This window comes from Psychrobacter sp. PSP (assembly GCF_024085615.1).
GTDB lineage: Bacteria > Pseudomonadota > Gammaproteobacteria > Pseudomonadales > Moraxellaceae > Psychrobacter > Psychrobacter pacificensis.
The window spans coordinates 19,171-31,486 of record NZ_JABLTF010000017.1; the positions used below are offsets into that span (position 1 = coordinate 19,171).

Genomic DNA, 12,316 nt, shown 5'->3' on the forward strand with positions numbered 1-12,316 from the left:
GGGTAAAAATATTTTTCTGAGGTTACGAGCTTAACATTCTGACTTATTGCTGTTTGATAAAAACCACAAAAAATAGCATCAAAACTTTCGCAAAGTTAATCAATAGCCGTTAACATATTAGAGTGGCTTAACAACGCAAAAAATAATGGTTTAGTATGCCATCAATGAAACTGGCTATAAGCTGAGTCATTATTTCTCATATATTTTTAATAATATTTATACAGGTACTGATGATATGGCCAACGGCTATCGCCCTGAAATAGTTCAACGTGCGTTTGTCGATTTTATCGGGTCGCGCTTACATCCGTTTTGGTCATTGACGACACCCAAGCTACGCCTTATTGCTCGATATGAGATGAGTGAGGATTTGATCGCACTGCAATTTGAGACCAATCAAGCGTTTAGGCAGCAGATATCCAAAGGGACAGATGATTGGCAAGGCGGTCAGTATCTTGATTTACGTGTTTTTATCGATGGGGTTTATCATCAGCGCAGCTATTCAATCGTAGGATTGGCGAATCAACCATTGTGGTGGCAAGATGATGCCGTCATTACTAAGTCAGCAAAAAGCCAACGTCATACGGTTACTATTGCTGTTAAACCGCAAGGGTTAGTATCTGACTATTTGACCAAGCAACTGTCGCTATCTAGCATCGTTGATACCAGTATGCCACTGGGTCATTTTACTTTGGCACAGGCAAAGACAAGTTTAGATAATAGAGAACCAAATAACCAAAAACTGCACCCTTTGTTATTTGTCGCTGGCGGTAGCGGTATCACGCCTATGCTAGGACTTATTACGCAAGCACTAGCAGACGGACATCAGGTGGCGTTGCTACATTATAATCGAACGAAACTTGCCCAGTTTCAACATCAGTGGCAACAACTGAGCGATACCTATCCAGCCTTCAGCTATCATCTGATTCATACAGATAATCCTGCTACTTATCTGGCTGGCGAACGATACTTAAGTGCAGAGGGTTTATTATCACTTAATCTACCTTTGGCAGATACGCAGATATTTGCCTGCGGTTCACAAGCGTTATTAGCCGGCTTATATAAAGCAGTGTCAGAAATCATTTTACCGCAGGGCAATCAGCTACGTGACAATATTATTATAGAGAATTTCGGTAGCGCACTGCCTGATTTTGATAGCGGTGGTAATCAAGTACTAGATAATGCACTACAGACAGAGTCGCATACGGTGTACTTACGCTCACGGCAACGGCAGTTCGATAGCGACACCACATTATTGGTCGCTGCCGGAAATGCAGGTATACGCCTAGCGCATGGTTGTAGGCAAGGAATTTGCCAGTTGTGCCGCTGCAATAAAGTGAGCGGCGTGGTCAAAAACATCCAAACTGGCAAGATAAGTAGTGATGGCTACGAGTCTATCCAAACCTGCATCAATATCGCTATGACAGACGTGGTGTTAGACATCTAGCACTGCTGAAATTAAAAATACGACCACTAGCCCCTTACTATCGACCTATTAAAACCAAAAAATAGACTGATGTTAACTCATATTGTATGCTAAAACTCAGATGACTCATCAAACCGAACCCAGTGCTGCTTATTCGTGCCGTTTCGGTTAAGGATTATATATGCGCTTATTACCACCTGTTAACACCGCACATTCTGCCGTACCTATCTTGACGCCGTTGTCCGATGCACCGTTAGCAAGAGATAGTAGCGAGCAGCCAGCCCCGTCATCGCAGCAAACGCCTTATCCCACTGTGACGCAGGCGCCTTTACCCAAAGCACAAAGTAATGCCTTGGCAGTAGAATTAAATGCGCTATATGAAGGTGTGATGGACTCATTAGGTAGCGATGACGCCAAATACATTCAGCGGATTTATGCGACTGTGGTCTATAGTGAGCTTGTCGCCCGTGGTTTACTGGCTGTCGCAGGACGCATGTCATCACGCCGCTCGCAGATAGGGGCCTGGCTATTGGGTACGTCAATACTTAGTTTTAGCAAAATACTCAACAATATGGAGCTTGGGCATAATGTCATGCATGGTCAATATGACTGGATGCAGCATCCGCATCTGAACAGTCAGAAGTTTGACTGGGATATTGTTTGCCCTGCGCCACTGTGGCAACACTCGCATAACTACTTACATCATACGTTTACCAATATTGTTGGGCGCGACCATGACGTTGGCTATCATTTGATTCGGGTCACTGATGAGCAGCCTTGGACACCAAGCGATCGCCATAATATGTTTAGTACTGCCGTGTTGGCCTTTGGCTTTGAGTGGGCGGTTGCCTTTCATGATATTCAGATCAGTGTCGATGAATACGCCGACTCCCCTGACTTACATAAAATCATGCAACAAAAATCTCGCGCACTATTTGCCAAAATTGGCCGCCAAGTTGGTAAAGATTATGTGGCTTTGCCAGCCATAGCCGCCTTGACCTTAGGTCGTCGTAGCGCTATGAGCACACTGAGTGGCAACATGACGGCCAATACGGTTCGTAATCTGTGGACGTGGGCGGTGATTTTCTGTGGCCATTTTACAGAGCAGGCTCACATCTATACCCATCTCGATACTGATGAGAGCAAAGGCGACTGGTATGTGCGTCAGATTTTGGGTTCTAGCAATATCAAAGGGAATAAATGGTTTCACATTTTGACTGGCAATTTGTCTCATCAGATTGAGCATCATATCTTTCCTGATATGCCAGCTAGCCACTATGCCAGTATTGCCCCGCAAGTAAAAGCCATCTGTCATAAATATGATTTGCCTTACAACACTGGGCGTTTTAGCACACAGCTACGACAAGTAATAGGACGTATTCATCACTTTAGTAAGCCCAGCGAGCAAGAGTGGCAAGCCTACCAGTCGGTATCGGCTGCGGATACCACCACTCACTCACATAAGTCGACACCAGAGAGCGAGACAGCAAAGGGTCTTAGTCGATTCTTACCACCCGTCGTTCGTAAAGCGATAGCTTATATATGGTGATATATTCACATTTTTAACGCAGATTAAAAGACATTAATACTATTAACAATCGTCATAACGACTATTACGGTAAGCGACTAGATTGTTTGATATCAATCATACATACTCAACCAAGCACAAAATATTTACTGATGACATAGTATTTAATAAATCTGCCTTCTTCATTCATCCTTAGAAAATATGGCAGTTATTAAAAATTCGATAATAATAAATGGAGTTGTATCATGAGTAACCAAACCACTAAATCAGCACTAGATATCACACATAACCAAGCAGCGAATCGTTTTGAGACTACCGTCGATGGTCAGACGGGCTATATCAGCTATCAAGACCGTGATGACACCCTCGTCTATGACCACACGATCGTTCCGCGACAGTTAGGCGGTCAAGGTGTCGGTTCAGCGCTAGTCAAACATGCGCTAGATTACGCCCGTGAACATGATAAAAAGGTTGTGCCGCAATGCTCGTTTGTGGCCTCATATATCAGCAAGCACCCTGAGTACCAAGATTTGGTATAGCTTACCGCCCTTTATCCCAAACAACTGGTATGCAGCAATTTTAGATTAGGAGATCCATCCCAATATAACTTTTAATAAACCAATCCGTATAACAATAAAGGTTATTAATATGAGTAGTTTATCTGACAAGCAAATTGATCTACAGTTAGAAGAGCTTGCTGGTTGGCAGCGTGATGGCAATAGTATCGTCAAGACCTATCACTTCAGCGATTTTATTGAGGCGATGAGTTTTATGAACCAAGCGGCATTCTATGCTGAAGCACTCGAACATCATCCGGAATGGCGTAATATATACAATATAGTCGAGGTACGCCTAACCAATCAGGACACCGGCGGCGTTTCTAGTTTAGACATTCGCCTTGCTAAACGCATGGAGCATATCGTGCAACCCAAACGTCTATAGCCTTATATTTCTGTTAAATGAGTAAATGATGTACTTTAGTTGAATATAAAAAAAGACCCTCAATTGAGGGTCTTTTTTTATTGGATTTTTATAGTAATAAGCTGTGTTTACATTTTGCGACTAACAAACGCCACAATAAATAAAATCACAGCGACTGCTAAGAAGATGTATGCCAGATTAGCAGACAGTCCTGCGACGCCGCCAAATCCTAATAAACTTGCTAGCAGTGCGATTACCGCAAAGATAATAGCCCAACGAAACATAATATTCTCCTCAAATAATTGTTAAAAATCAGATAGTAAATTTTATATAGTATTGATTTAATATAGTATTGATTTAACTTTTTTTTCTAATACCAGTCATATCTGCTTACAAACATAGACTAGCAATATTTCTCTTTAAACAACGTGCATTTTAGTAATGATGTCAGTAGATTATGTAAAGTTTGTAGCAAGTGTTAACACCTTTTATTTTTTTCTTGTGTCTATAAACATATTATTTAGGATGATGAGCACCTTATTTGCTAAATTATTGATTGTCTTATGGTTGCATATAAATAACATCAAAAATTTCTGAAAAAGAGATTTGGCAATGAAAACTGTCGCGACCCCATAAACTTCTAACTTATTCAGACCACTTGGTTTATAGTTTAAAGTCACATTATCATCCAATATATTAAGGACAATACTTATGAGTACCGAGACGGATACCGCAAAACCCGCACAACAAGATACTAGCGACAACCGCCCTTATGCCGTCATCTTATATGGCGCAACAAGCTTTGTCGGACAAATCACCGCTCACTATTTAACCAATTTTTTATCCAATGCTAAAAAGAAAGATGGCTCTAATGTCACTTGGGCAATTGCAGGACGTGATGAAGAAAAACTCAATGAGCTACAGTCGAAACTTGAGAGCAAAGTAGATATTATCATTGCCAATAGTAAAGACTCTGCCAGCCTTGATGAAATGACCAAACAGACACAAGTCATCATCTCAACCGTCGGCCCTTACCTCAAATATGGCGAACCTCTTATTAAATCTTGTGCCGAAAACGGTACCGATTACGTCGATCTTACTGGTGAAGCGATCTTTATCAAAGACATGATGGACAAATATCAAGAGACTGCCAAACAAAGCGGCGCACGGATTGTCAACTCTTGCGGCTTTGATTCTATCCCATCAGATTTGGGCGTTTACTTTACGCAAACCAAAGCAGAAGAGAAGTTCGGAGAAGCTTGTAATGTGATTCACATGCGCGTAAAGGCGGCAAAAGGCGGCATCTCTGGTGGTACGATTGCCTCGATGGCGACGATATTCGAAGAAGTTGGTGAAGATAAATCACGCCGTAAGCAAGTAGCCAACCCTTATCTACTAAACGATGACACAGATGTGCCCAATGTACGTCAAGACAATGTCAGCAAACCAGAATACGACAGCACCCATAAACGTTGGTTGGCGCCCTTTGTGATGGCGAGTATCAACACACGTATTGTCCATCGCAGTAACCAGCTACTCGGTTACGAATACGGTCGCGATTTTAAATATGACGAAGCCATGTGGATGAAAGATGGTGTCAAAGGTAAGTTATCAAGCTACGCGATGAGCGCGGGTCTACTAGGATTTGCCACTGCCATGATGATTAAACCAAGCCGTGAGTTATTGTCCAAGCATGTTCTGCCTAAAGCAGGCACAGGCCCTTCTAAGGATGAGCAGGAAAATGGCTACTTTGATATTCGCCATTTCGGTCAAACAGCTAAAAACGACACCATCACGGTCAAAGTTACCGGCGATAAAGATCCTGGTTACGGTAGCACTTCTCGTATGCTCGCGCAGGCAGCATTATGTCTGGCACAAGATATCAGTAAAGAAGACGTTGGTGGCGGATTCTGGACGCCTGCCTCTGCGATGGGTGATAAGCTCATAGCCCGTTTAGAAGAACATTCAGGTCTAAGCTTTGAAGTTATCGATGGTTAACCGAATGTAAAACATTTAAATAATGATTTATTAATGCTGATGATTTTCATGACCGTATCTTGATAACAAGGTGCGGTTTTTTAATACGCAAATTTTATAGCGCTCAGCTATCATATTAGCGAATACTAATAGCGTATTTTTTGGTAATCAATGTTGCGGTTTTTCGATTTTTTAGTACATTATGCTACAGATTTTTAGTCTAATGGCACAGCCATATTCTCCTCAATACGCTAGGACAAAATACATTACGGTTTGATTGTTATAGAGAATATTCATTTAAAAATTTTAATCAAAGTTCACTTCAAAAAACATCATCTAGTAAAAATATTTCTCTAAAACAATGTTATTGATCGAATTGATATTAGTCAAAATTTTCCAGTAGTTCGTGTGCCAGATAAAGGTTTTTAGCAGCCTGTTATCGATACAAATACTGGTAAATATATCATTGTTGAATAAAATAGATCCAAATGCTTACTTCATTTCTTAAATGAGATGTGGGCTTAATAGTTTCATAACGTCACAACAATACACCAAGCTGTTAGAACCTTAATGAGTTTACTACTGAAATGTCTGTTATATAACTGGTACTTTGTTTTTACAAATTATAGTAAGGTCTAACCAAAATTAGGCTGTCCTCAATTATCTGCATTTTAGACATAATTATATATAGATATGGCAGCTGTTTTTAATCATTGTTCATTTATCGAATTTGGAGTTTTATAATGAAAAAGAATATTTTATCGTTAATTTTAGGTACTACACTTGCATTGCCTACACTTGCAATGGCTATGCCGACCAACAGCAGTGATTCTATGCAATCACGTATGCCAAGTAGCTCTGTTAAAAGCAATGTACAAGTCGGTGTAGAAGGACCAACTGGTAAATTGGGAGCTGCACAGTCTAGTCAGGTCAACATCAATAACTCTAGCAATAAGATGAATGACTCTCGTAGCGAGATGAATGATTCGAACAAGGGTATGAACAACTCTGACAACAGAATGAACGAATCGAATAACAAGATGAATGATAAGTCTGGCACTATGAGCAATAGTAATATGCCTACAATGAACGGCAATATGCCAGCGACAACGGGTGCAGCTTCTTCACAGTCTACCCAACGTACACAAACGCCAAATATGCAGCACAGTAATTCAAACTATCAGCCATTAATTGCAGGTGAAGCCGCTTCTAACAATAAAACGGCAAATGCTACTAGTACCTTACAAGAAAAGAAAAAAGACCGTCGTGGTGAGCTTTTAGCGACTCAGCCTGGTCAAGTGGAATTTAACGAAAACCGTCGTTTCACCATTCGTTAATAATGACAGTGCTTGATTGAATAGTATGATTAACAGTTTACTACTATCAATAAGTGACATATAAAAAGGCAGCCAATTGGCTGCCTTTTTTGTTGCACACGGCTATAAATTTTGGCTATTTCTTAGTTTTAGTCACGCCAGCTTCTTGTAACAAGGCGCCAAGTGTACCCATTTTACTAGGTGCTTGCGCTTTATCGTTTTTGATCGGTTTGCTACGGTTACTATTCGTATTGTCCTGACGTTTACCACGTGGCTTAGACGAACGCTTATCAGCAGCAGAACGACTATTATTTGGACGGTCACTATTCGCCTGATTACTGCGTGGACGGCTCACTTTTTCACCATCTGTACTGGTTGCAGTAGACTTAGCAGCCGTACGGACAGGTTTTTCAGACTCAGGCTTCATACTAAATCCGATACGACCACGTTTTTCATCGATAGAAATAACACGAACCGATACGATATCACCAGGTTTGACGCGGTTCATGGGATCTGCGACAAAGTCATTGGCCATCTGAGAGATATGGACCAAACCATCCTGATGTACACCGACATCAACGAAACAGCCAAAGGCCGTTACGTTAGTGACCACACCTTCAAGCTGCATACCTTCGCTCAAATCTTTGATACTATTGACATCATCACGGAAGTTAGCCGTTTTAAACTCAGGACGTGGATCGCGTGCAGGTTTAGCAAGCTCTTCGATAATCGCTTTTACGCTGACATTATCATCGTTAGCAGCCAGCGCAGTCGTATCGATAGCATTCAGTACACCATCGTTACCGATGACTTCTGATAAAGGCTTGCCGGCTTGTGCGAGTAAGCTATCAACCAAGGCATAGCTCTCTGGATGCACGCCTGTCGCATCTAGTGGATTGCTGCCATTATGGATGCGTAAGAAACCTGCTGCTTGCTCAAAGGTCTTAGCGCCTAGACGTGGAACATTTTTGAGTGCTTCACGGCTATCAAATGCCCCGTGCTCGCGGCGATAAGTCACGATTTGCTGCGCCACATTACGGTTCAGACCCGCGATATGTGCCAAAATAGCAGGACTCGCTGTATTCACATCAACACCAACCGCATTCACGCTATCTTGAGTCACTTTATCAAGACTATCTGCGAGCTGGTTTTGGTTCACATCGTGCTGATACTGACCTACACCGATGGCTTTTGGATCGACTTTGACAAGCTCTGATAACGGATCTTGCAAGCGACGTGCGATAGACACAGCACCGCGCACCGACACGTCTAAATTGGCAAGCTCATCACTAGCAAGCTCGCTCGCCGAATAGACGGAAGCGCCTGATTCATTGACGATGACAGCTTTGGCTTTAAGTGCAGCGTTCGCGGCCAAAATCTCTTTAATCATCGCATCGGTTTCGCGACTTGCCGTACCATTACCGATCGCGACCAAATCAACATCATAAGTACTTAATAGCTCATCAATGACTTTTTTGGCTTCATCCATTTTGTTGTCAGGGGCAAACGGATAAACCGTCGCGATGACAGGTTTTTCTTCGCTATCTGACATGACATGACCTTGCGCATCCACAATAGCCATTTTTACGCCATGACGGATACCAGGATCGACACCTAAGATCACTTTAGGGCCTGCTGGTGCAGCCATCAATAAATGCTGTAAGTTACTAGCGAACACATCAATCGCATCTGCTTCTGCAGCTAGGCGCTTTTCGGTCAGTAAGCGGTGCTCGATATGTGGACGCCATTTGTCTTTCCACAAACTACTGGCCGCCTCTGTCAAAAACTCACGGCGTGCTGCTGGCGCTTTGGCATCGACATCGAAATGATTGATAATTTTTTCGATAAATGGTGCGTCTTCGCCTTCGATTTTTAGACCCAAGACGTTTTCTTGACGACCACGTAACATCGCTAATAGGCGATGGTTTGGCAGTCGAGCCAGGCTTTCGCTATGCTCAAAGTAGTCTTTGAACTTTTCGCCAACTTCACGCTTTTCTTCGCTCGCAACGCTCGATACGATACTGGCAGTTTTGGCAAAACCATTGCGTAAGTTGTCCAACAACCCCAATGCTTGCGTCCACTCATCAACGATAATGGCTTGCACACCAGCAAGCTGCTTGTCGATATCGCTAAAGTCAACGTCGATCTCATTACCACTATCATCAGTGATACTTGACTGAACTTGATAATCAGCCAGCGCCTCTGTCGGGGTGATTTCTTGCGTCAAGACAGCTTGCGCAGCAGCATCGAGTCCAGCGGCACGTGCTTTGGCAGCCGGTGAACGACGACGCGGACGATATGGCAGATAGATGTCTTCAAGCTCAAGCTTTGACGTCGCATTATCGATACGCGTCTGCAGCTCATCGGTCAAATTGCCTTGCGTGCTCAGTAGCTCAGTGATTTTGAGGCGTCGGGTGGCCATGTCACGCTCATAATTCAGAGACTTCTCGAGAGCACGCAGCTGCGCGTCATCAAGGTTTTGCGTTTTTTCTTTGCGGTAACGCGCAATGAAAGGAACCGTTGCGCCTTCATCATAAAGCTTCACAAACGCATTGACTTGAGCAGTCTTAATGCCAAGCGCGCGAGCAAGCTTGTCGTGAATATTCGCGTGTGTGGTTGCATCCAAAACCTGTGCATTTGTCGAGGTTTGAGATGACGTTAAGGTATCAGTGCTACTCATATACGTATCAATCGTTGAGAAATGTAGTTTTGCATTATAGCAAAAGCTGCATGAATAAAAATCCTTTTTATCTTTTCGTTAATTATCGCCTGTTTTGCGGCATAAAACGTTTTATATCAAACGTTCTGTAGCCTTGTTAAACAAACGCATACAGCATTTATTCTTATGAGTGATGCAATTCGCAGTGCAATCTTATACACTAAAGTATCCATAGCACAAATATTGAGATGTGCTGATATATTGAACAATAGTTTTTGGTTTTATGACGTGCTTGTTTTGATCCATCATTAAATAACGATAATTAATGGCAGTGCTTTACTCATCGCTTTTTACTCGTCATTTCTGCTAACAATAATTTTTATAAGAGGATGCCTGTATGACTGATAACAACAGCCCCGATACTTTGACTCAGCGTATTTTAGTTGTCGATGATGACGCTCGCCTGCGCTCTTTGCTACAGCGCTTCTTAGAAGACGATGGTTTCGTCGTTCGTACTGCCCATGATGGTAGTCAGATGGACAAACTCATGCAACGTGAGCTCTTCTCTTTGGTTGTGTTAGATTTGATGCTACCGGGCGAAGACGGTATTAGCATCTGTAAGCGCCTACGTGCAGACAATGCGGATATTCCAATCATTATGCTGACTGCTAAAGGTGGCGATGCTGACCGTATCGCAGGTTTGGAAGCGGGTGCAGATGATTACCTGCCTAAGCCGTTTAACCCAAAAGAGCTATTGGCGCGTATCAAAGCCGTGTTGCGTCGTCAGAACCGTGAGCTTCCAGGGGCACCAAGTCACCAATTAGAAGTGGTTGAATTTGGTCCATGGACACTAGATCTATCGACTCGTACGCTCAAACGCGATGGCAATGTTGTGACCTTAACCACTGGTGAGTTCTCCGTACTCAAAGCGCTAGTACAGCATCCACGTGAGCCGTTGACCCGTGACAAATTGATGAACCTTGCCCGTGGTCGTGAGTGGGGTGCGATGGAGCGCTCTATCGATGTACAGGTATCACGCTTGCGTCGCTTGATTGAAGACAACCCTTCACAAGCTCGCTACATTCAGACCGTATGGGGCGTGGGCTATGTGTTCGTTCCTGATGAAGCTGAGGTAGAAACCGTCAAGAGTGAATAACCTTTGACTGATGACATTTCTTTTAATATAGGCCGTGTTTGGTCATTCATAAACACGTGCCGATATGATGAGCATATCTGTGAAAAACCCTATTATTTTTCAAAACATACCCTGCACATTAGTGACAGGGTTTTTAGGTGCTGGCAAAACCACCGTCATCAATCAGCTACTTGCCACAAAACCTAATGACGAGCGCTGGGCGCTATTAATCAATGAGTTTGGCCGTATCGGTATTGATGGTGCACTATTGGCAAGCTCTCAAGATAACGATCTTGAGCAACAGAATATCGCCATGCGTGAAGTCAGTGGCGGCTGTATTTGCTGTACCAGTCAACTGCCCTTACAAATTGCGATCAGTCGACTGCTTAATGACCATCACCCGCGAAGACTGCTTATTGAACCCACAGGATTGGCACATCCACGCGAGCTGATATTACAGCTCAGTGCGCCGCATTGGCAAACCGCACTACAGATGAATACGTTGATAACTGTACTGAGTGGCGAGCAGTGGCAACAGATTAAATATCGTGATCATGAGGGTTTTCAAGCGCATGTTCGTGATTCCGATGTGCTGATCGTCAATCGTTATGATCAACTAAGTAGTAGCGAAAAACACACCTTGATAGAGTGGATAGCCAAGCTAAATTCACAAGTGAAAATCATTTGGGCAGTATCCGAACTAATAACTGAGACAACAGACGCATCAAACACCCCATTAACCAAGGAATACATAGCAGGTCTAAACTACCAACTCGACAAGCCCAGCCATATCATCGCAAATCAACGTAAAATCAGTATCACTCATCTTCACAAACCGATGATCGGCTTGCAGTCTCAAACCCATTCTTTAGCAACTGTACCATCATCGAGTTCATCTACCGATGAGACAGAAGCTCAGGCTAGTGCTAATAGTGATCTGCCCTATCGCTATCATGAAGAGCAGCAGGATTTTCAGTTGGCTGGATGGCGATTACCTGCACACTACATACTAAACGCTGACGATTTACAGAATTGGTTATTGAATTTGCCAAATTGGCAACGTATCAAAGGCGTGGTTCATACTTCTGATGGCTGGCTGCAGATCAATTTTAACCCTGGTAGTCTAACCACCAAAACAATCGATCCACAGACTGATAGTCGGCTAGAAATCATTTTGCAACTAGGCAATGCTGTCGATACAGCTACAGAAAAAACAGAAACTGAACATGATGCCAAAGCGTCAGCAGCTTCTATAAATTGGGAGGATTGCGATCGTGAACTGATGGCAATGGTTATATAGCAACAGACAGAAAAAAGACGGGCATTGCTATGTTATCTAGCAATGCCCGCCCTTTTG

At 43.0% G+C, this 12,316-nt stretch carries 10 protein-coding genes; 8 read left to right on the forward strand and 2 right to left on the reverse strand.

What is annotated here, in order from left to right:
• Positions 1 to 235: 235 nt before the first annotated feature.
• The 4 genes from HL061_RS07705 to HL061_RS07720 all read left to right on the forward strand — a co-directional run bounded on the left by HL061_RS07705 (position 236) and on the right by HL061_RS07720 (position 3,893).
• Positions 236 to 1,444 carry a 2Fe-2S iron-sulfur cluster-binding protein gene (locus HL061_RS07705; RefSeq protein WP_240365741.1) on the forward strand — a complete coding sequence of 403 codons (1,209 nt, stop codon included), beginning with the start codon at positions 236 to 238 and terminating at the stop codon, positions 1,442 to 1,444.
• A 160-nt stretch (positions 1,445 to 1,604) separates the two neighbouring features.
• The gene (locus tag HL061_RS07710) at positions 1,605 to 2,972 is read left to right on the forward strand and encodes an acyl-CoA desaturase (RefSeq protein WP_252962698.1); all 1,368 of its coding nucleotides are present in this window, start codon (positions 1,605 to 1,607) and stop codon (positions 2,970 to 2,972) included.
• A gap of 224 nt (positions 2,973 to 3,196) precedes the next feature.
• Positions 3,197 to 3,490 carry a GNAT family N-acetyltransferase gene (locus HL061_RS07715; protein WP_071002545.1) on the forward strand — a complete coding sequence of 98 codons (294 nt, stop codon included), beginning with the start codon at positions 3,197 to 3,199 and terminating at the stop codon, positions 3,488 to 3,490.
• A gap of 109 nt (positions 3,491 to 3,599) precedes the next feature.
• Positions 3,600 to 3,893: a 4a-hydroxytetrahydrobiopterin dehydratase gene (locus HL061_RS07720; protein ID WP_071002546.1), complete on the forward strand. Its 294-nt coding sequence runs from the start codon at positions 3,600 to 3,602 to the stop codon at positions 3,891 to 3,893.
• 107 nt (positions 3,894 to 4,000) lie between these two features.
• On the opposite strand, the gene HL061_RS07725 is transcribed toward HL061_RS07720, so the two are convergent.
• On the reverse strand, positions 4,001 to 4,156 hold the full coding sequence (locus HL061_RS07725; RefSeq protein ID WP_021814049.1) for a DUF1328 domain-containing protein: 156 nt from the start codon (positions 4,154 to 4,156) through the stop codon (positions 4,001 to 4,003).
• A 427-nt stretch (positions 4,157 to 4,583) separates the two neighbouring features.
• On the opposite strand from HL061_RS07725, the gene HL061_RS07730 reads away from it, so the two are divergent.
• Positions 4,584 to 5,870 (forward strand): saccharopine dehydrogenase NADP-binding domain-containing protein, encoded by a 1,287-nt coding sequence (locus HL061_RS07730; protein WP_240365738.1) that lies wholly within the window; start codon positions 4,584 to 4,586, stop codon positions 5,868 to 5,870.
• A gap of 722 nt (positions 5,871 to 6,592) precedes the next feature.
• Positions 6,593 to 7,186 (forward strand): hypothetical protein, encoded by a 594-nt coding sequence (locus HL061_RS07735; protein ID WP_071002549.1) that lies wholly within the window; start codon positions 6,593 to 6,595, stop codon positions 7,184 to 7,186.
• Positions 7,187 to 7,301: 115 nt separating this feature from the next.
• On the opposite strand, the gene HL061_RS07740 is transcribed toward HL061_RS07735, so the two are convergent.
• A complete protein-coding gene (locus tag HL061_RS07740; protein ID WP_071002550.1) occupies positions 7,302 to 9,845 on the reverse strand; it encodes a Tex family protein in 2,544 nt (847 codons plus the stop codon).
• A 376-nt stretch (positions 9,846 to 10,221) separates the two neighbouring features.
• On the opposite strand from HL061_RS07740, the gene ompR reads away from it, so the two are divergent.
• Together ompR and HL061_RS07750 are read left to right on the forward strand one after the other, a co-directional pair.
• Complete coding sequence (gene ompR / locus HL061_RS07745) at positions 10,222 to 10,980, forward strand: two-component system response regulator OmpR (protein WP_071002551.1); 759 nt, start codon at positions 10,222 to 10,224, stop codon at positions 10,978 to 10,980.
• A gap of 79 nt (positions 10,981 to 11,059) precedes the next feature.
• Positions 11,060 to 12,259, forward strand: coding sequence for a GTP-binding protein (locus tag HL061_RS07750; protein WP_227517126.1), 1,200 nt, complete (start codon positions 11,060 to 11,062; stop codon positions 12,257 to 12,259).
• Positions 12,260 to 12,316 lie beyond the last annotated feature (57 nt).

Coding starts and splice junctions, on each gene's coding strand:
- HL061_RS07730 (WP_240365738.1), top strand. CDS start 4,584: ATGAGTACCGAGACGGATACCGCAAAACCCGCACAACAAGATACTAGC.
- HL061_RS07725 (WP_021814049.1), bottom strand. CDS start 4,156: ATGTTTCGTTGGGCTATTATCTTTGCGGTAATCGCACTGCTAGCAAGT.
- HL061_RS07740 (WP_071002550.1), bottom strand. CDS start 9,845: ATGAGTAGCACTGATACCTTAACGTCATCTCAAACCTCGACAAATGCA.
- ompR (WP_071002551.1), top strand. CDS start 10,222: ATGACTGATAACAACAGCCCCGATACTTTGACTCAGCGTATTTTAGTT.
- HL061_RS07705 (WP_240365741.1), top strand. CDS start 236: ATGGCCAACGGCTATCGCCCTGAAATAGTTCAACGTGCGTTTGTCGAT.
- HL061_RS07710 (WP_252962698.1), top strand. CDS start 1,605: ATGCGCTTATTACCACCTGTTAACACCGCACATTCTGCCGTACCTATC.
- HL061_RS07735 (WP_071002549.1), top strand. CDS start 6,593: ATGAAAAAGAATATTTTATCGTTAATTTTAGGTACTACACTTGCATTG.
- HL061_RS07715 (WP_071002545.1), top strand. CDS start 3,197: ATGAGTAACCAAACCACTAAATCAGCACTAGATATCACACATAACCAA.
- HL061_RS07720 (WP_071002546.1), top strand. CDS start 3,600: ATGAGTAGTTTATCTGACAAGCAAATTGATCTACAGTTAGAAGAGCTT.